Annotated in this window: 22 protein-coding genes and 1 pseudogene; 12 read left to right on the top strand and 11 right to left on the bottom strand. The window is 68.8% G+C overall.

Features of this window, described 5'->3' with window-relative positions:
* Nucleotides 1-48: 48 nt before the first annotated feature.
* From OHA03_RS28015 to OHA03_RS28005, 3 genes are all read right to left on the bottom strand, one after another.
* The gene (locus OHA03_RS28015; protein WP_267006502.1) at nt 49-744 is read right to left on the bottom strand and encodes a response regulator transcription factor; all 696 of its coding nucleotides are present in this window, start codon (nt 742-744) and stop codon (nt 49-51) included.
* Nucleotides 716-1,975 carry a sensor histidine kinase gene (locus OHA03_RS28010; RefSeq protein ID WP_267006501.1) on the bottom strand — a complete coding sequence of 420 codons (1,260 nt, stop codon included), beginning with the start codon at nt 1,973-1,975 and terminating at the stop codon, nt 716-718. Before OHA03_RS28010 ends, OHA03_RS28015 begins: the two co-directional genes overlap by 29 nt.
* 208 nt (nt 1,976-2,183) lie before the next feature.
* Nucleotides 2,184-2,678: a lamin tail domain-containing protein gene (locus OHA03_RS28005; RefSeq protein ID WP_267006500.1), complete on the bottom strand. Its 495-nt coding sequence runs from the start codon at nt 2,676-2,678 to the stop codon at nt 2,184-2,186.
* 749 nt (nt 2,679-3,427) lie between these two features.
* Here OHA03_RS28005 and OHA03_RS28000 point away from each other — a divergent pair.
* Nucleotides 3,428-4,918 carry a UDP-N-acetylmuramoyl-L-alanyl-D-glutamate--2,6-diaminopimelate ligase gene (locus tag OHA03_RS28000; protein WP_267006499.1) on the top strand — a complete coding sequence of 497 codons (1,491 nt, stop codon included), beginning with the start codon at nt 3,428-3,430 and terminating at the stop codon, nt 4,916-4,918.
* A gap of 108 nt (nt 4,919-5,026) precedes the next feature.
* Here the strand turns inward: OHA03_RS28000 and OHA03_RS27995 are convergent, their stop codons facing one another.
* Nucleotides 5,027-6,253 carry a cytochrome P450 gene (locus tag OHA03_RS27995; RefSeq protein WP_267006498.1) on the bottom strand — a complete coding sequence of 409 codons (1,227 nt, stop codon included), beginning with the start codon at nt 6,251-6,253 and terminating at the stop codon, nt 5,027-5,029.
* 107 nt (nt 6,254-6,360) lie between these two features.
* On the opposite strand from OHA03_RS27995, the gene OHA03_RS27990 reads away from it, so the two are divergent.
* From OHA03_RS27990 to OHA03_RS27980, 3 genes are all read left to right on the top strand, one after another.
* A complete protein-coding gene (locus OHA03_RS27990; protein WP_267006497.1) occupies nt 6,361-6,864 on the top strand; it encodes an FAD-dependent monooxygenase in 504 nt (167 codons plus the stop codon).
* A gap of 1 nt (nt 6,865) precedes the next feature.
* On the top strand, nt 6,866-7,633 hold the full coding sequence (locus OHA03_RS27985) for an FAD-dependent monooxygenase (RefSeq protein ID WP_267008190.1): 768 nt from the start codon (nt 6,866-6,868) through the stop codon (nt 7,631-7,633).
* 314 nt (nt 7,634-7,947) lie between these two features.
* Nucleotides 7,948-8,667 carry an SDR family oxidoreductase gene (locus OHA03_RS27980; protein ID WP_267006496.1) on the top strand — a complete coding sequence of 240 codons (720 nt, stop codon included), beginning with the start codon at nt 7,948-7,950 and terminating at the stop codon, nt 8,665-8,667.
* Nucleotides 8,668-8,723: 56 nt separating this feature from the next.
* On the opposite strand, the gene OHA03_RS27975 is transcribed toward OHA03_RS27980, so the two are convergent.
* On the bottom strand, nt 8,724-9,485 hold the full coding sequence (locus tag OHA03_RS27975; protein WP_267006495.1) for an SDR family oxidoreductase: 762 nt from the start codon (nt 9,483-9,485) through the stop codon (nt 8,724-8,726).
* 180 nt (nt 9,486-9,665) lie between these two features.
* Nucleotides 9,666-10,139 carry a VOC family protein gene (locus OHA03_RS27970; RefSeq protein WP_267006494.1) on the bottom strand — a complete coding sequence of 158 codons (474 nt, stop codon included), beginning with the start codon at nt 10,137-10,139 and terminating at the stop codon, nt 9,666-9,668.
* A gap of 484 nt (nt 10,140-10,623) precedes the next feature.
* On the opposite strand from OHA03_RS27970, the gene OHA03_RS27965 reads away from it, so the two are divergent.
* Entirely contained in the window at nt 10,624-11,592 is a 969-nt protein-coding gene (locus OHA03_RS27965; protein WP_267006493.1) for an alpha/beta hydrolase, read from the top strand.
* A 238-nt stretch (nt 11,593-11,830) separates the two neighbouring features.
* Here OHA03_RS27965 and OHA03_RS27960 read toward each other — a convergent pair whose 3' ends face one another.
* Both OHA03_RS27960 and OHA03_RS27955 read right to left on the bottom strand, forming a co-directional pair.
* Nucleotides 11,831-12,178: a MazG-like family protein gene (locus OHA03_RS27960; RefSeq protein ID WP_267006492.1), complete on the bottom strand. Its 348-nt coding sequence runs from the start codon at nt 12,176-12,178 to the stop codon at nt 11,831-11,833.
* Nucleotides 12,179-12,229: 51 nt separating this feature from the next.
* Nucleotides 12,230-12,667 carry a cytidine deaminase gene (locus OHA03_RS27955; protein WP_267006491.1) on the bottom strand — a complete coding sequence of 146 codons (438 nt, stop codon included), beginning with the start codon at nt 12,665-12,667 and terminating at the stop codon, nt 12,230-12,232.
* A 160-nt stretch (nt 12,668-12,827) separates the two neighbouring features.
* On the opposite strand from OHA03_RS27955, the gene OHA03_RS27950 reads away from it, so the two are divergent.
* The gene (locus OHA03_RS27950; protein ID WP_267006490.1) at nt 12,828-13,175 is read left to right on the top strand and encodes a hypothetical protein; all 348 of its coding nucleotides are present in this window, start codon (nt 12,828-12,830) and stop codon (nt 13,173-13,175) included.
* A 326-nt stretch (nt 13,176-13,501) separates the two neighbouring features.
* Here OHA03_RS27950 and yicI read toward each other — a convergent pair whose 3' ends face one another.
* Complete coding sequence (gene yicI / locus OHA03_RS27945) at nt 13,502-15,760, bottom strand: alpha-xylosidase (RefSeq protein WP_267006489.1); 2,259 nt, start codon at nt 15,758-15,760, stop codon at nt 13,502-13,504.
* A gap of 69 nt (nt 15,761-15,829) precedes the next feature.
* Nucleotides 15,830-16,102, bottom strand: coding sequence for a hypothetical protein (locus tag OHA03_RS27940; protein ID WP_267006488.1), 273 nt, complete (start codon nt 16,100-16,102; stop codon nt 15,830-15,832).
* Between the two features lie 267 nt (nt 16,103-16,369).
* On the opposite strand from OHA03_RS27940, the gene xylA reads away from it, so the two are divergent.
* From xylA to OHA03_RS27915, 5 genes are all read left to right on the top strand, one after another.
* A complete protein-coding gene (xylA, locus tag OHA03_RS27935) occupies nt 16,370-17,539 on the top strand; it encodes a xylose isomerase (protein ID WP_267006487.1) in 1,170 nt (389 codons plus the stop codon).
* Nucleotides 17,540-17,688: 149 nt separating this feature from the next.
* The gene (locus OHA03_RS27930; RefSeq protein WP_267006486.1) at nt 17,689-18,951 is read left to right on the top strand and encodes a sugar ABC transporter substrate-binding protein; all 1,263 of its coding nucleotides are present in this window, start codon (nt 17,689-17,691) and stop codon (nt 18,949-18,951) included.
* 11 nt (nt 18,952-18,962) lie between these two features.
* On the top strand, nt 18,963-19,910 hold the full coding sequence (locus tag OHA03_RS27925) for a carbohydrate ABC transporter permease (protein WP_267006485.1): 948 nt from the start codon (nt 18,963-18,965) through the stop codon (nt 19,908-19,910).
* A gap of 5 nt (nt 19,911-19,915) precedes the next feature.
* Nucleotides 19,916-20,773, top strand: a complete 858-nt coding sequence (locus tag OHA03_RS27920; protein ID WP_267006484.1) for a carbohydrate ABC transporter permease — start codon at nt 19,916-19,918, stop codon at nt 20,771-20,773.
* Between the two features lie 8 nt (nt 20,774-20,781).
* Nucleotides 20,782-22,161, top strand: a complete 1,380-nt coding sequence (locus tag OHA03_RS27915; protein ID WP_267006483.1) for a GH1 family beta-glucosidase — start codon at nt 20,782-20,784, stop codon at nt 22,159-22,161.
* Nucleotides 22,162-22,222: 61 nt separating this feature from the next.
* On the opposite strand, the pseudogene OHA03_RS27910 reads toward OHA03_RS27915, so the two are convergent.
* Nucleotides 22,223-22,348, bottom strand: a pseudogene (locus OHA03_RS27910) (transcriptional regulator); the annotation flags it as partial.
* A 187-nt stretch (nt 22,349-22,535) separates the two neighbouring features.
* On the opposite strand from OHA03_RS27910, the gene OHA03_RS27905 reads away from it, so the two are divergent.
* On the top strand, nt 22,536-24,029 hold the full coding sequence (locus OHA03_RS27905) for a hypothetical protein (RefSeq protein ID WP_267006482.1): 1,494 nt from the start codon (nt 22,536-22,538) through the stop codon (nt 24,027-24,029).
* Nucleotides 24,030-24,308: the final 279 nt, after the last annotated feature.

The raw sequence follows: 24,308 nt of genomic DNA, 5'->3' as shown, positions 1-24,308 counted from the left end.
CATCGGCCTACGGCTGGGACAGAACGCCGCACGTACCCGTACCGGCGACTACACGGATGTCGACGGACCGCTCGGCTCCATCGCCGGACTCACCAGTCCGCACTGGTAGGCGATGACCACGAGCTGGGCACGGTCACGGGCATCCAGCTTGGTCATGGCCCGGTTGACGTGGGTCTTGGCGGTCAGCGGGCTGATGAACAGGCGATCGGCGATCTCGTCGTTCGACAGCCCCATTGCGACAAGTGCCAGGACATCGCGTTCCCGTGGCGTCAGGCAGGCCAGCCGCTCGTGCATGGCCGCCGGGCATGCTTCCGGCTGCATCAGAAATCGCGTGATCAGCGCTCGGGCGGCCGACGGGCACAGCAGTGCCTCCCCGCCGGCGACCGTGCGCACGGCGTCGAGAAGCTCCTCGGGCCGCGCGCCCTTCCCGAGAAAACCGCTCGCACCCGCACGCAGTGCCTCGGCGACGTACTCGTCGTCCTCGAAGGTGGTCAGGATGAGGACCTTGACCCCCGCGAGGTCCTCCGACTCGCTGATCAGCCGCGTCGCGGCGAGGCCGTCCATCTCGGGCATGCGGATGTCCATCAGGAGCACATCGGGGTGCTGTGCGTGCGCCAGGTCCACTGCCTCGCAGCCGTTGGACGCCTCACCCACGGTCTCCATGTCGTCCGCAGAATCGAACAGCATCCGGAAGGTGCCCCGAAGCAGGGCCTGGTCATCGGCCAGCAGTACGCGGATCGTCATACCCATCTCTCCTCGGCGGTCCGTCCGCTGCCGGACCGCCCGTTGCTGTGGCGGCTCGCAGGGGCAGATCGGCAGTCACGGCGAAGCCGCCCTGCGGGCGGGCTCCCGCGTTCAGCGTGCCCCCGACGATGGCAGCCCGCTCGCGCATCCCGATCAGCCCATGGCCCGTCCCCTGGCGGGGTCGGTGGTGGTGCGGGCCGACGCATCCGTCGTCCTCGACGGTGATCGTCAGCCATTCGGGGCGGTAATGCAGAAACAATCGGGCATGGTCCGCACCGGCGTGCTTGTGCACATTGGTCAGGGCCTCCTGCACGATGCGGTACGCGGCCAGGTCCACCGCCGGCGCCAGCGGTTCGCTGATACCGCGCTGGCTGTGCCGGACAGCCAGTCCGGCACCTTCGAACGACGCGAGCAGGTCCGGTAGCCGTGTCAGACCCGGCATCGGATCGCGTGGCGCCGCCGGGTCACCGGTCTGCCGCAACAGGCCCACGGTCGCACGCAGTTCGTCCAGCGCCGACCGGCTGGTGTCCCGGATGTTCTCCAGGGCGGCGAGTGTCTGCTCCGGCTGCCGCTCCGCAATATGGACGGCGACGCCTGCCTGAGCGTTGATCAGGGCGATGTGGTGCGCGACGACATCATGCAGCTCGCGCGCGATCCGGACCCGCTCGGCCGCCACCCGCTGCTGCGCCTCCTGCTCACGGGTACGTTCCGCGTGCTCCGCCCGTTCCTCCACAGCCGCCACATAGGCGTGGCGTGACCGCACGGCGTCGCCGATGGCGGCCGCCAGAGCCGTCCATGCCAGCATCACCGCCTTCTCCGGCTCCAGCCATGATCCCGGGGCGAACACCAGAGCCGCGCCCACCAGGACGGCAGCCGTGGCCGCTGCCGTGGTCCAGGTGGTACGCCGGTCGGTCCGCACGGCCACGGTGTAGAGGGACACCACGACCGGACTGGACACCAGCGGACTCTCCCGGAACCCGAGTACCTGAAAAGCCACCCCGCAGCCAACCGCGACAGCCAGTACGCCGAACGGGTGGCGACGTCGCCACATCAACGCCGCGCAGCCGACCGCCGCCAGCACCACGCCCGGCCACCGGAACGAGATCCGGTGCTCGTCCGGCACAACAGCAGAAGCCACAACCGACAGCCCGAACAGCACAGCCGACACCAGCGCGTCCACCGCGCCGGGCCGGGCTCGTGCTTCCCGCCTCCAACCGTTGATCACTGCCATCTCACCACCGTAAGCGCGGTGACCGTGCCGGGCATCGTCTCGACGCGGCAGTGCCGCCACCTGAGCACACCGCTCGATCCGCAGTGGACGATGTGAGAAGAGCGCCGCTGACCGGAGCACCGGATGACAGCGGGGCGTCCCGCCGGGGAACCGGCGGCAGCGCTCTCGCCCTCTGCCGCCGTTCCCATCGGTGGACAGCAGCAGTGCGTCAGCCGTGGTAGGTGATGTAGCCGTTGCGGTCGGGGTCGGAGCCGGTCTTGGTGTAGGAGTGGACGTCCGCCCGGCTTCCTGACGGCTTGTACAGGTAGATGGTGTCCTTGTCGTTGTTCCAGATGAAGTTGCAGTTCTGGCGGTAGACGACGTTCTTGGCGTCGGAGTCGGTGCCGTGGCCGCCCCGCAGCTTCACGTAGTCGCCGGGCTGGAGGTAGTGGGCGGCCGAGAAGGTGAAGCGATTGCCGGTGGCGTCCTTGACGACGTAGCCCTTGAGGTTGATGGTCGCCGTCGACGAGTAGTTCTTGATCGTCAGGTACTCGTCCTTGGTGTTCCCGGTGGAGCACTTGTTGGAGTCCGAGCCGGGCGCGTCGTACTGGACACCCTTGACCTTCAGCGCCGACGAGTACTCGGCTGCCTGTGCCGGAGCGACGGCAACGACCGCGATGGCTCCGGCTGCGGCGACAGTGGATATGGCATGGCGTATGCGCATGAGGAATCCCCCCAGTGGTGCGGATAGAGCGCCTGGAGCATACACAATCCGTGATGACGAGGTGTCGAAAGAGTGATGAAAATGTGAAGGCAGTCGTGCAGCACCTGCCCGGAGGCGCTCAAGCACAAAGCGCAGCTGACGAGTTGACAGACCCGGCAGACCAGGTCGGCCGAGCCGAAACCACCGAGCAGTGCCTCTCGCGAGTCCGCGTTCGTCGCCCGGGATTTCGCCATTCCGCCCGGCACCGCCGCAGTGGGCGCCCGGTGAAAGACCCGCATCGACGGCATCCTGTTGAGCGGTGCCACCGCTTCGTCGGGCGCGCAACTCGTCTGCGATCAGCCCGAGCTGCGGCGAGGCAGCCGCGGACGCGAACCGACCGGCCGGTCGAGGCGAGCGGAGCGGATTCCGGGCCGCTCCGTGGGAAGTACACTCCACCCATGGGCGACACACATGCAGTGAGGGAGTGCCTGCGACAGGCCCCTCACCTGCTGCGCCCTGTTGCGCCTGAGGCGCGCTGCCGTGCGCTGCACGGTCACGGCTAGCCAGGCACTCACGGTCTTCGAGGTTTCAGTGCCGATCGTCTGATCCGCACCTCCTCCCAACGCTTCCGCTCCGCCCATGGAGCGCTTCTCCACCCCCTTAGCTGTGCGTTCCGCAGCACCCCACACTCGCGCAGCTCCTCGGCGTGCCGTCGGCATCCCCTTCGGCGACGGCCGAAGGGGCGTGCCGCATTTTCGAGAGGACCCTGTATGAAGTTGAGGGAGTTGCTGGCCGGTCACGATCACGAGGTCCTCCTGGGCGATCCGGATACGAGGATCAGCGCAGGAGCCTGTTTCGACGCCCATCGCGTTTCACCGGGTTCGCTGTTCATCGCCGTGCCCGGTCATCGGGAAGGGGGGCCCGAGGCCGTCGGCTCGGCACTGGCACGTGGCGCTGTGGCGGTACTCGTCGACAGGGCAGCGCCCGATCTCCCCGCGGCAGTATGGGCATCGGCAGGCGACGCATGCGTCGTCCGGGTGCCGGACACCCGGGTGGCAGCGGCGGTCGTCACCTCGCGCTACTACGGCGAACCCGGTCAGGACATGGACATGGTGGCCGTGACCGGCACCAACGGGAAGACCTCGGTGTCGTACATGGTCGAGTCCGTCCTGAGGATCGCCGAAGGCGCGAAGGTGGGCGTGATCGGGACATCGGGCAGCCGCATGGGCGACGAACTGATCCCGATGCCGCGCTCGGTGCTTACTACACCGGAATCGCCGGACTTCCAGTACCTGTTGGGACACATGCGCGACCACGAGGTGGGCACCGTCGTCCTGGAGGCCACCTCGATGGGCCTGCTGAACCACCGGGTGGACCGTGCGTTCATCGACGTGGGGATCTTCACCAACCTCACGCAGGACCACCTGGACGACCACGGCACCATGGAGAACTACCGCGACGCCAAGCTCCGCCTCTTCCAAGGGCTTTGCCGGCTCGCGGTGGTCAACGCCGACGACTCCGTGGGGGCCGGGATCGGGCGGATCATGCCGGGTGCGGTCACCACGTACGGCATCGAGGCGGAGGCCGACTACCGGGCGACGGACCTGAGCATGAACGCCTTCGGTACGCGCTTCACCCTCCACCACGCGGGAAGCAAGTACCCCGCGGCGATCCCGGTGCCCGGCCGGTTCTCGGTGGCCAATGCGCTGGCCGCCGTAGCGGCCTGCCACCTCCTGGGGCACGACCTGGCGGGTCTGGTTGCCGCACTCGACCGGATGCCCCCGGTCCCCGGGCGGCTCGAACGCTTCGAGACCCCCCACGGTTCGTCCGTGATCGTGGACTACGCCCACTCACCCGACTCCCTGGACAAGGTGCTCTGCGCCATCCGGGACTTCGCGCCGGGCCGGGTCATCACCGTGTTCGGCTGCGGGGGCGACCGGGACGCCACCAAGCGCGCGCAGATGGGCGAAATCGCCGGAACCCACTCCGATCTGTGTGTCCTCACCTCGGACAACCCACGGAACGAGGACCCCGAGGAGATCATGGACCAGATCACGCCGGGGCTCGTGGCCACCGGCACCCGGTTCGAGAGGTTCGCAGACCGCCGCCGGGCCATCGCCTTCGCCCTGTCCGCCGCCGGTCCGGATGACATCGTCCTGGTTGCGGGGAAGGGCAGTGAGCCGTACCAGATCGTCGGCGAACAGCTGATTCCGTTCAGCGACATGGCCACGGTGCGCGAACTCGCAGCCGCGCAGGAGTAACAGGCGGCCGTCTCCGGTCGCCCTCGCTCGCACCATGCCGCTGCTGAGGTGGTGCCGAGAGAGCGGCGGAGGGCTTGAGCGCCGGGACGCTCTCGGATTCCGGCGCTCTCAGCCGGCGCCGCCGTAGGCGAAGGTGACAGGCAGACGCTCGGGGCCGCGCAGCCCGCCCGGCCGCCAGCGCAGCTCGCCCGGCGGCACGGCCAGCGCGAGGTCCGGGAGGCGGCGCAGGGCGGTTCCGATGGCGATCTGACCCTCCAGTCTGGCCAGCGGTGCCCCCAGGCAGTAGTGGATGCCGTGCCCGAACGCAAGGTGGGCGGTGTCCCGCCGGGTGATGTCCAGCCGGTCCGGATCGGAGAACCGTGCCGGGTCGCGGTCCGCGATGGCGGAGGCGATCAGCACGGTCGCGCCGCACGGGATGTTCACGCCCGCGATCTCGACGTCCTCGCGCGCGAACCGGGCGATGCCGGGGTTGACCGGTCCGTCGTAACGCAGGAATTCCTCGATCGCGCCCGGCAGCAGCGCCGGGTCGTCCCGCAGCATCTCGAGCTGACGGGGGTTGGCGAGCAGCGCCGCGATACCGCCGCCGATCAGGTTGACGGTGGTGATGTATCCCGCCACCAGCAGCAGGAACGACATGGCGATCAGCTCGTCCTCGTTCAGCTGCTGCTCCTCGTCCCTGGCGGTGATCAGCGCGCCGAGCAGATCGTCCCCGGGCCGGGCCCGTTTGGCTTCCAGAAGCTTGGTGAGGTACGCGTGCATCCGCTGCCACGACTCGTCCACGAGTGCCGGGTCCGGGGGTTCCGCCCCTCGCAGGAGCATGTCGTCCGTCCACCGCTGGAAGTCGTACCGGTCCTCCACGGGCACGCCGAGCAGTTCGCTGATCACGGTGACCGGCAGCGGAAGCGCGAAGTCCGCGACGAGTTCGGCCCGGCCGGCCGGCGCGACCGCGTCGAGCAGCCGGTCGCTGATCTCCTGGATACGGGGCCGCATCTCGGCCACCCTGCGCGCCGTGAACGCCCTGGAGACCAGACGGCGCAGGCGGGTGTGGTCGGGTGGATCGGAGCGGAGCATGTTGCTGATCATCGACTCGCGTTCCGTCACGGGCAGCTGCCGCAGCAGCCGTGGATCCGAGGCGTCGCGGACGTCGCTGCTCAATCGGGGGTCCGCCAGGGCCGCGAGACCGTCGTCGTACCGCGTGACCAGCCAGGCCTCCAGGCCGCCCGCGATCACGGCACGGCGCACCGGGCCCTCCTCGCGCAACTGCCGGAAGAGCGGGAAGGGATCCGCGACGAAGGCCGGGTCGGCGTAGGGCAGAGGGACCGGCTGCTGACTCATGATGCCTCCAGGGATACATTGCGACCCCTTAGTGGGGACTTGTCGGAACTGAGGGTATATCTACCGATATGACCGACCCTGGGATTTCACCGAAGGGAGCAGCGGCGATGGAGCGGACCACGTGCTGCGTGGTGGGGGGCGGCCCCGCCGGTATGGTCCTCGGGCTGCTGCTGGCCCGGGCGGGGGTGGCGGTCACGGTCCTGGAGAAGCACGGCGACTTCCTGCGGGACTTCCGGGGTGACACTGTTCATCCGTCCACCCTGGCGCTGCTGGACGACCTGGGGCTGGCCGGGCAATTCGGCCGGCTGCCGCAGCGGCGGGTGACGACAGTCCAGCTGCCGCTCGGCCCGGACCGTTCGCTGGTCACCGTCGGAAACATCGGCGCGCTGCGGGGCAAGTACAACTACATCGCGATGGTGCCCCAGTGGGATCTGCTCAACCTCCTCGCGGACGAGGCCGGGCGGGAGCCGTCCTTCACCGTGCGGATGAACACCGAGGCCACCGCCTTCCTCATGGACCGCACGGAGCTCCCCCCCTGGTCGAGCGAGGCCGAGAGCTCGGGGCAGGGTCACGGGGGTCCGGTACCGCACGTCCGACGGCCGTACCGGTGAGCTGCGGGCCACCCTCACCGTGGCCTGCGACGGCCGGTCCTCCCTGGCCAGGGCGTTGCCCGAACTGGGACTGCGGAAGTTCACCTGCCCGATGGACGCCTGGTGGTTCCGGCTGCCGCGGCGGGAGGACGACCCGCACGGGCTCGTGGGAGGTGTCGGCGACCGGTTCTTCAGCGCCATGATCGACCGCGGGGACTACTGGCAGTGCGCCGCACTGATCCCCAAGGGAACCGACACCCGGCGTCGCGCCGCCGGTCTCGACCGGTTCATGGGCGAATTCACGGCTGCCGTCCCCTGGCTCGCGGACCGGGTGCACGCGCTCGGGTCGTGGGACGACGTGAAGCTGCTCGACGTACGGCTCGACCGGCTACGGCGCTGGCACCGCCCGGGACTGCTGTGCATCGGCGACGCGGCACACGCGATGTCACCCGTCTTCGGCATCGGCATCAACCTCGCCGTCGAGGACGCGGTGGCCGCCGCCCGGTATCTCGTCGAACCGCTGCGCGCGGGCGCGGTCGGCCTGCGGACCGTCCGCCGCGTCCAGCGCCGCCGCTGGCCGACCACCGCCGCGACGCAGGCCCTGCAGCGCTTCGCCCACACGAACGTCCTCGAACCGGTCCTGTCGGGCCGCCCGCCGTTCGGCAGCCGGAAGCGCGCCCAGCGACTGAGTGAGCTCATCACGACCTCGCGGTGGCTGAACCGCCTGCCGGCATACTTCCTCGCCTACGGCGCCCTGCGCGAACGCCCGCCGGCCGCGTCGGTGCGCTGAGCGGGGCAACTTGCGTGGGCGGGACCGACACCACACCCACCCCGGCTCCCGCACGCGGCCGTGAAGGACTGCGCCTGATGCCCCGCCGACACATCGAGCACCTGCATTCCGACGCGCCCGTCCACACCTGGCCGGTCGGCCGACCGGCCCCGCCGAGGCGTCAGGCGCGCCCGTCGCGTCAAACCCGCCGCACGGGCCGCCCGCGGTTCGGGTGGTGACGGACACCCGGGCGATATACGTTCGGAGCGGGTGGCGCCGCGCCGTCCCCACGGCCGGTCTTCGGCCCTGCAGCCCATCGCCGGGGAGGTGCTCCCATGAAGGTTCAAGGGTCTGTCGCTTTCGTCACCGGAGCAAACCGCGGACTCGGTGAGCAATTCGTGCGAGCGCTCTTCGATGCCGGAGCGGCCAAGGTCTACGCGGGATCCCGCGACCTCGGAAAGGTCACCGTGCCCGGGGCCATCCCGGTCGCAGTCGACATCACCGACCACGAATCCGTGCGCGCGGCAGCCGAGCAGGCCCAGGACGTGACACTCCTCGTCAACAATGCGGGTTCGACGACCCGGGCGGACGTGCTCGAGTCCGACCTGGACGCGTTCCGGAAGGAATTCGAGACGCACGTTGTCGGCACCCTCGCCATGAGTAGGGCCTTCGCCCCCGTTCTCGGACGCAACGGCGGCGGCGCGCTGGTCAATGTTCTGTCCGTGCTGTCCTGGATATCGATCCCGGCCAGCGCCGGATATGCCGCGGCCAAGGCCGCCGAATGGTCGGTGACCAACGCCTTGCGAGTGGCTCTTGCGGAGCAGGGCACGCAGGTCACCGCCCTGCACGTCAGCTACATGGCGACGGACATGGTCGCGCATCTGACCGGTCCGAAGGCCGATCCCGTCATGGTGGCCCGCGCGACCCTCGACGGTGTCGAGGCCGGCGTGTACGAGGTGCTCGCCGACGACGTCAGCAAGCAGGTCCGGGCAGTGCTGCCCTTGGGCCCGGAGGCGCTGTATCCGCAACTCGCCGGCCGCCCGGCACTGATCTGAGCACCACGTCCACGGGTCATTTCGCCTGCCGTCCCGGAGATGCTCCTCCCTTGCAGTCAGTGGGAGACGAGCTGCTGGCCGCCGTCGACGTCGTACGTTCCGCCGGTGAGTGCGTCGTTGCACATGATGTGTACGGCCAGAGCGGCCACGTCAGCCGGGACCACGACCCGTCGGATGGGAAGCGTGGCGCGCAGCTCCTCGCGCCGGGCTTCGAGCTGATCGCCCAGGAGCGAGGCCGACAGGGGCGTGTCGACGAATCCGGCAGCGATGAGATTGACCCGGATCGGCGCCAGCTCGAGCGCCAGGTTCGCGGTGAGGGCGGGCAGAGCCGCGGTGGCAGCGGACATGACGGCCATGCCGACCCCGGGCCGCCGACCACCGGTGCCGCCGACGAACAGCAGCGTACCTCCGGCTCGGACCTTGTCACGGCTGTAGAGGGCGACCGCGAGTGTCATGGCGAGGCGCTCGTCGAAGGCGCGGCGGGCGGCAGTGAGGTCCATGCCCTCCAAGGGCATGTAGGAGGGGCTGCCGGCTGTGACCATCACATGGTCGACCGGGCCGGGCAGATCCTGGAAGAACTGCTTGAGACGGTCGGTGTCGGTGGCGTCGAAGGCTGCTGTGCCAACAGGATGGAGCTCGAGCGCAGCCTGCTGCAGCCGTTCGGGGTTGCGGCCGACCAGGACGACCTGGCCGCCGTGCGCGCGTACCTGACGGGCGGTTTCCAGTCCGATACCTGCGCTGGCGCCGATCACCACGACGGTCCGGTCGGCGAGGTCGGGCCGGTGTCCGGTGCCGGGATCACTGGGTGCGGCAGTCATGACGAACCACCGCCGCCGAGGACCGTCACGTCACAGCCGTAGTTCGGTCTGCTGTCCGTCATCCGTGCCTCCGGGTATCAGTCTCTGGTCCTGTGGTCGCGCTTCAGGCCGCTGATCGCCTGCCTGTCAACCCAGCGCCTGCACTCCATGCCCGTCGCCCCCTGCGTGCCTGACGTGGTGTCAGCGGCCAGGGCCCCGCTTCTTCACCTCCTGGAGCACCCAGCCGTTGCCATCCGGGTCGCGGAAGGTGGCGTAGGAGCCGTAGTCGGCACGAGCGGGGTGCGGGCCGCCCACCCGTCCCTCGTCCCCGGCTCCGTAGGTGACCTCTCCGGCATCGTGACCGTGGTGGAAAATCCCTCCGGCATCATGGAACACCTCGCCCACTTCGACGCCGCGGCCGATGAGCTCCGCGCGGGCCTCCTCGATGTCGAAGACGATGAGGTACAGGCCCTGGAACGAGCCGGGCGCGGCGGAAGTGACTCCCTTGCCCAGGATGATCGAACACTCGGAGCCGGGCGGCGTGAACTGCACCACCCGGTAGTCCTCACCGGCGACGAGGTCGATGTCCAGCCGGAAGCCCGCCGCCTGGTAAAAACTCTTGGCCCGATCGACGTCGGAGACGGGCAGCACGATGACTTCGAGTTTCAGATCCATGCGGATGTCTTTCTTTCTTGACGTCGGTGAATCCCGCACCCCGCGCGTCGCCGGTTCGACGTGCGGCGATCCTCACATGAGGCAGCGCCGACGGCCGTCCCGACCCGCCGACCCGACCACCGCGTCCACGCACCACGCCCACCGACGTGCGGTACCGACCACCGCTGCGCCCGGCCCGGTGACGGCCTGTACGCGCCCCGATCATCAAGCCAGGAGCCGTCCACACAGGCGATCCTCCGATCTGACTGCGCGGGTTCGGCTCACCTCGCCCGGTCCAGCAGCACGGCCCCGGTCCGGCGGTACATCCGCCAACCCGGGGCTCCCAACGGTGATGCCGCCGAATCAACTACTGGCCGTGGCGATTGCTGTCCTTATGTGTTCGCCAGGAGATCCCGTTGCACACCGGGCCCTTCCGTGAGAACACGGATGAGTAGGCAACGAGCGAATGGATTCGTTTCTGCGAGTCCGACCTGGAGGCACTTCCATGGTTGACCTGCCTGATCCTCCCCCTCCCCGTCTCGAGTCGGCTGCCCAAGAACTGGCCGACGCGACCAGCCCCCACCCGCGCATCTACGAGGTCCCGCCCGAGCAGGGACGTGACATCCTTGCCGGCCTCCAGACCGGAGAAGGGGTCGAGAAGCCCAACATCGACGAAGAATGGGTGACCATCGACGCCGGCCGGTACGGACAGGTGCGTACTCGCATAATCAAACCGGCCGGGGCGACCGAACCGCTGCCTGTCATGCTCTACATCCACGGCGCAGGCTGGGTGCTCGGAGACGAGAACACGCACGACCGCCTGGTCCGTGAACTGGCGACAGGCGCAGATATGGCCTGCGTGTTCCCGGTCTATGACCGGGCACCGGAATCGAAGTACCCGACCCAGATCGAGCAGAACTACGCGGTGGGCTCCTGGATCGTCCAGCACGGCGCCGAGCATGGCCTGGACGCCTCACGCCTGACTGTGAGCGGCGACTCGGTCGGCGGTGACATGGCCGCCGTCTTCGCCCTCATGGCCAAGGACCGCGGAGAGATCGACGTCAAGGGCCAGGTGCTTCTGTATCCGGTCACGGACGCCGACTTCAACACGGCGTCCTATCTGCAGTTCGCCGACGGCTACTACCTCACACGCGACGGCATGATGTGGTTCTGGGACCAGTACGCGGACTCCAACCAGCGAAAGGAGCCCTACGCCGCACCCCTGCAGGCAAGCCTGGATCAGTTGAAGGGCCTGCCGCCCACCCTGGTCATCACCGACGAGGCGGACCCCTTGCGCGACGAGGGTGAGGCCTACGCCGCGAAACTGCGAGAAGCAGGCGTGGACGTCACCGCAGTGCGCGTCGAGGGCATGGTGCACGACTTCCTCATGCTCGACAGTCTCCGCGACTGCAACGCCACCAACGTCGCGCGCCATCTCGCCATCGACGCCCTGCGCACGAGCGTCGCCGCCTGACGCCGGCAGAGGTGCGTGAAGAGGGCTCGGAGACGCGCCGGGCCCTCATCGCCCGCGCGTCACCGACCAGTCCCCGCTCCCCCGGAGGTGGATCGGGCCGGACTGTCAGCAGCTGACGGATTGCGCCGGATCCAGGGCGTTCAGTCACGACCTGGAGAGGCCGTGGCCCCAGGGCCTCCCCAGGTCGATGCTCCGGATACGGACCCGGTGATCAGTCAGCGGGGTGAGCCTTGTCCTCTCACGCCACGTCGGCCCCGGTCCCACCACTCGGCGGCAGCACACGGTCCACCAGGTGTTGCAGCCGCTCGTCCAGGAGCTTGCGCGCGTCCGGCGTGCACGACGCGAGCGCGACCATGCCCGTCACGATGACGTCGCACAGCTCCTTGTTGACGTCGTCCCACGTATGGGACGCCCCCTTACGAGGGTTGGCACCCATCGCGCCGTGCAACGCCTCGGCGACCTCACCGAACTCCTCGCCGATCTTGAGTACGCGCAGCAGCCGCACATCACTGTCCGACGCCTGAACGGCGTTCTCGTCCAGCCAGGTCCGCAGCCGCTCCACACGGTTCCATGCTTCGTCCTGCATCGGGTTCCCCTCGGATCGTCCGTACATATCTGCCCTGTCACCGCCTGGGTGTCAGTTCGTGCTTAGGGGTGCGCTTTCCTCGGTGTCGAGCTGGTGGTCCGCCCAGATGTAGCTTTCGGGAAGCAGGTCGGTGATGGAGATGGTTCTGTGGCTGTTGCTTGTGCCGACGATGACCTTGAGGGCTGGGAAGTAGTCGACGAGGACCTGGCGGCAGCGGCCGCACGGGGGCACGACGCCTCGGTCGCGGTCGCCCACGGCGACGATGGTTTCCAGGTCGTAGACGCCCTGGGTGGCAGCCGTGCCGATGAGGACCAGCTCCGCGCAGGGGCCTCCGGTGAAGTGGTAGACGTTCACTGCGGTGACGATCCGGCCGTCTCGGGCGCGGGCCGCAGCCGCCATCGTGTGGTTGTCGCCCCGGCAGCGCGTGCTGGCGATGTGAGCCGCAGCCCGGATCAGTTCGTCGTCGACACGGTCTGTCTGCGTGGTCATCTTCTCTGCCTTCAGGTGGTTTCAGGCGGTGTTGGGCCGGATGAGGACGGTACGGAGGCGGGCACCGGCACGCTGATGTCCTCCGACGTGAAGTCGACGGGCAACCGCCGCCTACCACTTCGCCGCCGGTCACCGTACCCGTCGGCAGATCAGTGGAGGCGTGAGGCGCCTCTCACGCTACGCACGTCATCCCGGCACCAAGGAACCGCGGACCGACGCACCCCACCTGGCGACCGCCGGGGCGATGACGCAGTACGACATCGCCGAGGTGCGGCTGCGGCCCGAGCTGTCCGAGTCGGCCATGAGCGCCCACGCCATCGCGATGATCAAGTTCGAGCAGGAGTGGACCCCTCTCGGTGACTCCGGTGTCGCGGTGATGCCCACCGGCGGGCTGCACGCGCTCGCCCGCCGCAAGCGGTGGGAGTGGGCGACCGACGAGATCACCGACGGGCCGGCAGCGAGAGCGGAGGACGTCGCCGCCGTCGGGACCTCGCCGGTGCCCGCGTAGGTCCTGGGGCACGACGTCGGGCCTGACCGGACCGACCGGCCACAGGCCGCCGTCGTCGGGAACGTCGTACGGGGCGCGGACGACGGGCGGGTGTGGTGGAACGGCACGGTTCCCGTGGGGTGCGTCGGGGCACCCGTCTTCGTCGGGGTTCCGCTCGGCGATCAGCGGTTCAAGCCGGTCTGCCTCGGTGCCGTCCTGCCCGCGGTCGGCTCACGGCATCCGGTCGCCACATTCGACGGGATCCGTTCCGCCGTGAGGGAGGTGCGCCGGGTTCGATCCGGCTCCCCGCACGGTTGAGGGCCGGACCAAACCGTCGGACGGCGGCGTCAGGCCTTCACCACCTTCAGGCCGCTCTCGCCCACGACCGTCACCTCGTACGGTCGGTCCGTGTCCGCCGTGACACGGACCGTGTTGCCCTCGCGGACCACCTCGTACGTCGCGGCGGGCGCACCCGTGAGATCGGGGACCGTCACCGTGCGGGTGAAGTCGCCGATCCCCTCGGGGACGTGGACCCGCAGCTCCAGGTTGTTCAGCCAGTCGCCGTCGGGCCGGGAAGTGTCCGCGCCCAGGGCCAGGACCGCGCCCGGGCGGACCAGCAGCGGGAGGCTGTCGAAGCCGTGGATCTCGTGGCGCCAGGCCGGGCCGGTGACGGTCTCACCGGAGAGCAGGTGGGTCCAGGTGCCTTCCGGGACGTAGTACTCGACCTGGCCGCCCTCGCTGAAGACCGGGGCCACCAGGAGGTCCGGGCCCAGCAGATACTGGCGGTCCACAGTGCGGGTCGCCGGGTCGTCGGGGAATTCCAGGAGCATGGGGCGCATCGTCGGGACACCGGTGCGATGGGCCTCGACGGCTGCACCGTACAGGTACGGCATGAGGCGGTGCTTCAGCTCGGTGAACTGCTTGGCGACCTCGACCGCCTCGTCGCCGAACTCCCACGGCACCCGGTAGGACGAGGAACCGTGCAGTCGGCTGTGCGACGAGAGCAGGCCGAAGGCGAGCCAGCGCTTGAAGACGGCCGGGTCGGGGGTGCCCTCGAAGCCTCCGATGTCGTGGCTCCAGAAGCCGAAGCCGGACAGGGACAGTGAGAGTCCGCCGCGCAGGGACTCGGCCATCGCGCCGAAGGAGGACCAGCAGTCGCCACCCCAGTGGACGGGGAACTGCTGGCCGCCGGCGGTGGCCGAGCGGGCGAAGAGCACCGCGTCGCCCTGGCCGCGTTCCTTCTCCAGGAGTTCGAAGACGGCCTTGTTGTAGAGGTGCGTGTAGTAGTTGTGCATCCGCTCCGGGTCGGAGTTGTCGTGCCAGACGACGTCGGTGGGGATGCGCTCGCCGAAGTCGGTCTTGAAGCCGTCGACACCCTGGTCGAGGAGGACCTTCAGCTTGCTCTGGAACCAGGCGGTCGCCTCGGGGTTGGTGAAGTCCACCAGCGCCATGCCGGCCTGCCAGCGGTCCCACTGCCAGATGTCTCCCCCGGGCGTGTGCACGAAGTAGCCCTTCGCCGCGCCCTCCGCGTACAAGGGGCTCTTCTGCGCGATGTAGGGGTTGATCCACACGCAGATCTTCAGCCCCTTCTCCTTGAGCCGGGCGAGCATGCCGACCGGGTCGGGGAAGGTCTCCGGGTCCCATTCGAAGTCGCACCACTGGTACTCGCGCATCCAGAAGCAGTCGAAGTGGAACACCGACAGCGGGATGCCGCGCTCGGCCATGCCGTCCACGAAGGAGGTGACGGTCGCCTCGTCGTAGGAGGTGGTGAACGAGGTGGTCAGCCAGAGGCCGAACGACCAGGCCGGGGGCAGGGCCGGACGGCCGGTGAGTGCGGTGTAGCGGGTGAGGACGTCCTTGGGGCTGGGGCCTGCGACGACGAAGTACTCCAGCGTCTGGTCCTCGACGCTGAACTGCACCTGGCCCACGGCCTCGGAGCCGACCTCGAAGGAGACCTTGCCGGGGTGGTTGACGAAGACGCCGTAGCCGCGCGAGGAGAGATAGAACGGGATGTTCTTGTACGCCTGCTCACTGCTGGTCCCTCCGTCCGCCTGCCACATGTCGACGACCTGGCCGTTCTTGACGTATGGAGTGAAGCGCTCGCCCAGGCCGTGGATGGTTTCGCCGACTCCGAGGGCGAGCTGGGCGAACATGTGGTGGCCGCCGTCCTGGACGGTGGCGAAGGCGGTGCCCTTGTGTCCGGCGGAGGTCAGCAGGTGGCCGTCCGCATCCAGGAATTCCAGGCCGAAGGTGCCTTCAGTGGGCAGCCGCAGGGTGAGGGGGCCGCTGGTCAGTTCGGCGGCCCGCCCATCCGTACGGGTGGTGGTGGCGGCCGGCGTCTCGGTCGCGCCCGGCAGTGCGAAATCGGGCCCGGGGTGCCGCTTGCCCGCGAGGTGGGTGACGCGCACACCGATGACGCCTTCGGCGGGCGTGTACGCCTCCACTGTGATCAGCGGCGCGTTGAGCGTGTCACCGCGCCGTTCGACGCGCTTGACGGCGGCGTAGGCGGTGAGGCGGTCGGCGCCGAGCTGGAGGTCGCGGATTTCGGTGGCGTACGAGGCGTGCACACCGTCTCGCATCTGCCAGAAGCCGTCGGTGAACTTCATGGGGGTCTTCCTTAGCCGGTCAGGAGTGCGTGTTCAGAAGTGACGGGGTGGCGCGGTCGTGGTCGGAGGTCACTCCGTGCCAGGTGGCCGTGTCCCACGGTGCGGTGGGCAGTCTGCGGTCCCGGCCGGTGCCCCACGCGATGGCCGGGGCGATCGGGTCTCGGGATCGCTCTCGCGGGCGCCGTAGCGACCGGTCACGGTGTGCGAGGCTCGGCCCACCGCGAGCAGCCGGCCGGTCGTCGCGTCGACGACCGCGGCCTTGGTGGACCGGGCGGAGATGTCCACTCCGAGGACGGCCGATACCGGTGCGGTGGCCGCTTTCGTGGCTGGTCGCGACGGCATGACGTACCTCGTTCCTATGAATCCCGATTTTGATCGTACACAAAACAAATTTTTTGTCGAAGCGCTTCGACAGCGCGTCAACACGCCTCCCACCCGCCCCGATCGAGCACAGGGCCCTCGCGAGCAGCAGTCAGATTGTCTGTATGTGACGTGTGTGTCACATGGATGCTCTAGCAACAAACGCCAAGATGCCGTATTAGTACTGCCAGCCAACAAATCGATCGGTCGGCAGAGCAGCCGCCCGAGCCCTTGCACAAGAGGCAGACCATGTCGAAGCGCTTCACTCCCACCTCCGCGGACAAGTTCACCTTCGGTCTCTGGACCGTCGGCTGGCGCGGCAACGACCCCTTCGGTGACGCCACCCGTCCCGCGCTCGACCCGGTCGAGTCCGTCGAGCGACTGGCGGAGCTCGGTGCGCACGGCGTGACGTTCCACGACGACGACCTGATCCCGTTCGGCTCCTCGGACAGCGAGCGGGCCGCGATCATCACGCGCTTCAAGGACGCCCTGGACCGCACCGGTCTGAAGGTCCCGATGGCGACGACGAACCTGTTCACCCACCCGGTGTTCAAGGACGGCGGCTTCACCTCCAACGACCGCGACGTGCGCCGCTACGCGCTGCGCAAGGTCATCCGCAACATCGACCTCGCCGTCGAGCTCGGCGCCGAGACCTACGTGGCCTGGGGCGGCCGCGAGGGCGCCGAGTCCGGTGGCGCCAAGGACGTGCGGGTGGCCCTGGACCGGATGAAGGAGGCCTTCGACCTGCTCGGCGAGTACGTCGTCGAACAGGGCTACGACCTGCGGTTCGCGATCGAGCCGAAGCCGAACGAGCCGCGCGGCGACATCCTGCTGCCCACCGTCGGCCACGCCCTCGCATTCATCGAGCGCCTCGAGCGCCCCGAGATGTACGGCGTCAACCCCGAGGTCGGCCACGAGCAGATGGCCGGACTGAACTTCCCGCACGGCATCGCCCAGGCCCTGTGGGCCGGCAAGCTCTACCACATCGACCTCAACGGCCAGTCCGGCATCAAGTACGACCAGGACCTCCGCTTCGGCGCCGGCGACCTGCGCCAGGCCTTCTGGCTCGTCGACCTCCTCGAGACCTCCGACTACAACGGCCCGCGCCACTTCGACTTCAAGCCGGTGCGCACCGACGGCATCGACGGAGTCTGGGAGTCCGCGAAGAACTGCATGCGCAACTACCTCATCCTCAAGGAGCGCGCCCTCGCCTTCCGCGCCGACCCCGCCGTGCAGGAAGCACTGACCGCCTCCCGCCTCCACGAACTCGCACAGCCCACCGCCGAGGACGGCCTCAAGAGCCTCCTCGCCGACACCTCCGCATACGAGGAGTTCGACGCCACGGCCGCCGCCGAACGCTCGATGGCCTTCGAAGCCCTCGACCAGCTCGCCATGGAACACCTCCTCGGCGTCCGCTGACCCCAACGGGGTGTCCGGCGACGGACCGCCGCCGGACACCCCCGCCTTGCCGGTACGGACCTGCCGACCCGTACCGAGGCGTATGCATCTCCTGGCCGGGACAGAGAGGTCCCACCGGGCCGGCACCCCTCTCATGCAAGGGCACGCACGTGACAGCATCTTCTCCGGACGGCCTGCGCCATCGGCGCCGTCGTCGCAATCGGCGGGTCATCGTCCCGCTCACCGTTGTCTCCGCGATCGTCGCCGGCACAGCTCTCTCGGGTTGTGGCCAGCAGCGGGACGACACTGTGTACACCGTCCTGAACTCCTCGACCGACGACTCGTACCACGGCTGGGACGCCGCAACCCTGTCGCGCTGCAGCAAGAAGCTCGGCGTCACCATCGAGCAGCAGAGCGTTCCGGCCGCTCAGGTCATGACGAAGTCGCTGCGGATGGCCTCCTCGAAGTCGCTCCCGGACATCATCCAGTTCGACGGCTCCGAGATGCCGACGTTCGCCGAGACCGGCGGGCTGAAGGACCTCAAGAAGCTGGGCGTCGCCACCGACGACATACCCCGGGGCATCTTGGACTACGGCTCGTACAAGGGCACTTATTACGGTGCGGCGCGCACGGTGAACACCCTCGCGCTGTTCTACAACAAGGACATCCTGAACAAGGCCGGCCTGGAAGTGCCCACCACCTGGGCCGAGATGCAGGAGAGCGCGAAGAAGCTCACCCAGGGCAGCCGGTACGGCGTCGCCCTGAGCGCGGGCGGCGCGGAGGACGGCGTCTACCAGTTCACGCCGTTCATGTGGTCCAACGGCGGAAGCGAGACCGACCTCGGCAGCAAGCAGGTCGTCGAGGCGCTGGACTACTGGAAGGCGCTGCTCAAGGACGGCTCGCTGTCCAAGTCCACGGTCAACTGGACCCAGGCGGACGTCAACGACCAGTTCATGGCCGGCAACGCCGCCATGATGATCAACGGTCCCTGGCAGGTCGAGACCCTCAACACCAAGAAGGGGCTCAACTGGGGCATCGCGCAGATCCCCGTCCCCGAGGCCGGCGACGACTCGGTCGGTCCGCTGGGCGGCGGCATGCTGACCATCCCCGACATCGGTGACACCGTCCGGGAGAAGACCTCCGCCCGCATCATCAACTGCATGACCAGCGAGCAGGAAGAGATCACCTACGCGCTGAACAGCTGGATGATCCCGGCCAACCAGAAGGCCGCCGACACCTGGCGCAAGAAGGTTCCCGAGCTGAGCTCGCTGGCCGACCAGGTGGCCACCGCCCGGTCGCGCACCGCCGAGCTCGGCGCGGGCTGGTCCTCGGTGTCGCTCGCTCTGCAGAGCGCCTTCCAGGCCGCTCTCACCGGCCAGTCCAGCGAGAGCGTCCTCAAGCACGCACAGCAGCGTGTCGAGAGCGGGAACTGAGGTAACTGAACATGTCGACCACCACTGCTCCCGCGCCCGTCGCGCCGATCGTCACGAGCACGAAGACTCCTGACCCGCTGAGGGCCAAGCGCCGCAGGAAGCTCGCCCAATGGGGCTTCCTGGCCCCCGCGGTCGTCTTCATGCTGCTGTTCTTCGGCTACCCGCTCGTCCGCAACGTCGTGATGAGCTTCCAGGACTACTCGCCGTCCACCTTCTTCACCGGTAAGGCCCCGTTCAACGGGTTCGACAACTGGAAGAACGTCTTCCAGAACGACCTGTTCGGCAAGGCTCTCCTGCAGACCATCCTCTTCACCATCGGTTCGCTGATCGGCCAGTTCTGCATCGGCCTGGCGCTGGCGGTGTTCTTCACGAAGCGGTTCCCGCTCAACGGCGTGCTCCGCTCACTGATCCTGCTGCCGTGGCTGGTCCCGATGGTCGTCTCCGGCATCGTCTGGCGGCGCATCCTCGACCAGGACACCGGTGTCCTCAACTCCTTCCTCGGCATCTTCGGCGTCGGTGACACCCCGTGGCTGACCAGCACGAGCATGGCCCTGGTCTCCGTCGTCCTGGTGAACATCTGGATCGGCATCCCGTTCAACATGGTGATCCTCTACGGCGGACTCCAAGAGGTCCCCAAGGAGCTGTACGAGGCTGCCGCGCTCGACGGTGCCTCCGCGTGGCGGACCTTCCGGTCCATCACCCTGCCGCTGCTCAAGCCCGTCATCACCGTGGTCCTGGTGCTCGGCTTCATGTCGACCGTCAAGATCCTCGACCTGATCCTGGCCCTCACCGACGGCGGACCCGCCGACTCCACGCAGACCCTGGGCACCCTGACATACCAGAACTCCTTCGTCTCGCTGGACTTCGGAGCCGGTGCCGTGGTCGGCAACATCCTGATCCTTATATCCGCCGTCTTCGCGGTGTTCTACCTGCGGGCCAACCGCAACGAGGGGAAGTGACCGGCATGGCGACCATCACCCACACCCCCGCTGTCCCGTCGCAGGCCGACCGGAACAGGCCGAAGCGCCGCTGGGGCTCCATGATCGCGGGCCTCGTCATCCTCTGCGTGATGCTCTTCCCGCTCTACTGGATGATCAACACCGCGCTGCAGCCCGAGTCCGGGCTGCTGGAAGTGGACGCGATCCCGCACAGGCTGGACCTGTCCGGCTTCAGCTCGGCCATCAGCGAGCAGGGCACCAATCTGCTGACCTCGCTGGCCGTCGCACTCGGCGCCGTCGCCATCTGTCTGGCCATCTCCGCGCCCGCCGCCTACGCGCTTGCCCAGTTCAAGCTGCCGGGCACGAAGGTGATCGTCTTCGGCACGCTCATCACCCAGATGGTCCCGGGCATCGTCATCGCCAACGCCCTGTACAGCGCGTACGTGGACCTCGGGCTGGTCAACTCGTACTTCGGCCTGATGCTGGCGGATGCCTCGCTGGGCATCCCGTTCGCGATCGTGCTGATGCGCTCGTTCATGGTGGCCATCCCGCGCGAGGTCATCGAAGCCGCCGAGGTCGACGGTGCGGGACGCTTCCGTACCTTCGTCCAGGTCGTGCTGCCGATGAGCCGCAACTCGCTGATCACCGCCGGTCTGTTCTCGTTCCTGTACGCGTGGAGCGACTTCATGTTCGCCCTCACGCTGAACACCACCGACGACGTCAAGCCGATCACTCTGGGCATCTACCAGTACATAGGCGCGCACGTCGGTGACTGGGGTTCGGTCATGGCCGCGGCCGTGCTGTCCGCGATCCCCGCGGCGATCCTGCTCGTCCTCGCCCAGAAGTACATCGCTGCCGGTATCTCCGGTGGCTCCGTCAAGTAAGGTCCGTGATGAGTGAGTTCCCCGCCTTCCCGCCCGGATTCGTCTTCGGCGCGGCAACGGCTTCGTACCAGATCGAGGGCGCCGCGCAGGAGGACGGCCGCGGCCCCTCCATCTGGGACACCTACAGCCACACGCCCGGTAAGACGGACGGCGGCGACACAGGTGACGTGGCCTGCGACCACTACCACCGCTACCCCGAGGACATCGCGCTCCTTCGCGACCTGGGCGTGGCGTCGTACCGCTTCTCCATCGCCTGGCCGCGGATCCAGCCCGACGGCAGCGGGCCGGCCAACCGGAAGGGCCTGGACTTCTACTCCCGGCTCGTCGACTCACTGCTCGAAGCGGGCATCGAACCGGCCGCCACCCTCTACCACTGGGACCTGCCCCAGGCCCTGGAGGACCGAGGCGGCTGGCGGGTGCGGGAGACCGCGGAGCGGTTCGGCGAGTACACGTCGATCGTCGCCGAGCACCTCGGCGACCGGGTGCCGCGCTGGATCACGCTCAACGAGCCGTGGTGCAGCGCCTTCCTCGGCTACTCCGTGGGCCGGCACGCGCCGGGTGCCAAGGAGGGCACCGGGGCGCTGGCCGCCGCGCATCATCTGCTCGTCGGTCACGGCCTGGCGATGAAGGCGCTGCGCGCCGCGGGTGTCCGCGAGGCGGGGATCACGCTCAACCTGGACCGCAACGTCCCGGCCACCGAATCGGACGCCGACCTCGCCGCCGTCGTCCGCGCCGACACCCAGCACAACCTGGTGTGGACCGAGCCGATCCTCGCGGGCCGCTACCCGGCGACCGATGAGGAGACCTGGGGCGAGCTGATCACCGCGCAGGACTTCCGCCGTGAGGGTGACCTGGAGCTGATCTCCCAGCCCCTGGACTTCCTGGGCATCAACTACTACCGGCCCATCGTGGTCGCCGCCGCCCCTCACCGCGAGGCCGACCCGGCGCTGCGCGTCGCCACGGACAACCGGTACACCGAGACGGAGTACCCGGGCGTCCGGCGCACAGCGATGGGCTGGCCGGTCGTCCCCGAGTCCTTCACCGATCTGCTGACCACGCTGAAGCGGACGTACGGTGACGCCCTGCCGCCGGTGCACATCACCGAGAACGGCTCGGCCGAGTTCGACACCGTCGGCCCGGACGGTGCCGTCCACGACGCCGACCGGGTGAGCTACCTGCAGAGTCACCTGACCGCTCTGAAGGCGGCGATGGACGCCGGTGTCGACGTACGCGGCTACTACGTCTGGTCGCTGCTGGACAACTTCGAGTGGGCGCTGGGCTATGCGAAGCGGTTCGGGATCATCCGGGTCGACTACGACACCCAGGAGCGGACCCCGAAGGACAGCTACCGCTGGTATCAGCAGCTGATCGCCGCGCACCGGCCGTAAACGATGTCCTCGATCGCCGGACGGGCCTGATTCCGGCCCGTCCGGCGATCGAGTCCTCGTGCACCACCCGGGCGGTGAGCCGGGCGTCCGAGGGCGCACCGCGCCACGGCATCAGCCCTCGGAACGTCCCGCCCAGGGCGACCGCCTCCGGGTCGAACAGGTTCACCGCCCTGAAAAGCACGGGACCCGTCTCGTCTCCCGCCGGCTGACCCCGTGATCGCTGGGTGAGCCGCCTGCCATTCGCCTCTCCTCCACCGCACGCCCGGCACGGCGCGTGCCCCACATGGCCGATCAACGATGGTCAGTTGCGCCCGGCACTCGCAGAGTTGCGCACAGAGCCCGGCCCGCTGTCCGTTGCCGTGGAGGACTGATCCATGCCCGACCGACTGGCCGTCGGCCCGCGAGTGGCGCAGATGCGGCTCTCCCGTGCCGACAACACGTACGGCCGCCCGTTTCCCTGGCTGGCGGCCGTCGCCGCCGCCTTCACTTTCGTCCAGCTGGTGCTGGTGGTGCCCGGCTCGGGACTCGGCTGGGACGAGACCGTCTACGTCAGCCAGGTCAGCCGGGATGTTCCGGCCGCGTTCTTCAGTGCGCCCCGAGCGCGGGGAATTTCGTACCTGGTCGCACCCCTGGCCGCGCTGACCTCCTCCACGGCCGCGCTGCACGTGTATCTGGCGCTGTGCTCCGGATTCGGGCTCTTCGTCGCCCTGTGGGTCTGGCGTCGCCTTCTGCCACCCGCGGTTCTCGCCGCGGCGGGCGCGATGTTCGCCGGGCTATGGATCACCCTGTACTACGGCCCGATGGCGATGCCCAACCTGTGGTGCGCCCTGGGGTCGCTGGCCGCCGTGGGCTGCTTCCTCCGAGCAGTCAGGGAAACGACCGACGGCAAGGCGCTCGCCGGCCTCGGCGCCGGTGTGGTTCTGGTCGCCCTCATGCGGCCCTCGGACGCCTGCTACCTGGTCCTGCCTCTGGTCGTGGCAGCTCTGGCGGTCCCGGGCTGGCGGCGCCCGGCCGTGCCGGCCCTGCTCGTCGCCGCCCTTCTCCTCGGCTTGGCACCATGGATCATCGAAGCCCAGCTGCACTACGGCGGCGTGGCCGCCCGGTTGCACCGCGCCAGCGAGATTCAGGGCGGCCTGGGCCGACATCTGGCCGTCGACGATCAGATTCGAGCCTTGGACGGGCGGACTCTGTGCCGCCCGTGCGAGGTGCCCTGGAAGCACCCGGTCACCGCGGCATGGTGGCTCGCGCTGCCGCTGCTCACAGCGGGCGGCATCGTCGCCGCCGGCCCGCGCCGCCCTGCCGCCGTCCTCGCGACCCTGGTCGCGGCGTCCATGGCGACGCCCTACCTGTTCATGATCGACTACGCTGCCCCCCGGTTCCTGCTCCCCACCTACGCTCTGCTGGCGCTTCCCGTCGCCGAGTGCCTGCGCGGCCTGTTCACTTCGGTCCGCCCCGGGTGGCGGCCGTCGGTCGCCGTGTTGCTCGCGTACGCCCTGGCCGGTCACTTCGCCGTCCAGTACTGGGTACTCGGCCACGTCGTCGCCCGCAGCCGCGTGGCGCGGCAGGAGTACACGGCGATCGCCGACCGGCTGCACCTTCTGGGGGTGCGCCCACCCTGTGTGGTCACCGGTTTCGACGCGGTGCCGATCGGCTACTACGCCGGCTGCGCGTCGCGACAGGTCGGCGGCCACGACGGGAGCATCACCACCGACGGTCTGCGCGCGGCAGCCCGTCGCACCCCTGTCGCGGTGATCGTGGCTCCCGGGCACAAGCCACCCGCCTACGCCCGCGCCTGGCGCCCCGAATCCCTGCCACCGCTGCGCGGGGGCACGGACCTCGCCGTCTATGTGGCGTCCCCCGGACAATGAGTCCCTGCGGGGCCGGACGAGCGGAATGAGGCCGCCACCGATCAGTTTCGCGTGCCGCATCGGCCCTGGCCCGGTCGACGGCGGGCATCCGGCGGGTGCCCCGGGGCACCCGCTCGAATTTCACCGGTGATCCGGTGAAATTCGAGGGTGACACCGCCAGTCGTACGGCTGTCCTTGCCTACAGGCTCCACCATCGAGTCAACCGGGAGGGACGGAGAACCGATGGCGCAGGACCTGCAGGAAGCCGCGCCGGCCGAGCCGGTGGTCAACAAGCGCATC

Source organism: Streptomyces sp. NBC_00154 (genome assembly GCF_026342835.1).
Lineage (GTDB): Bacteria > Actinomycetota > Actinomycetes > Streptomycetales > Streptomycetaceae > Streptomyces.
Note: the sequence above shows the minus strand (reverse complement) of the source record. Positions and strands in the feature narration are given on the sequence as shown.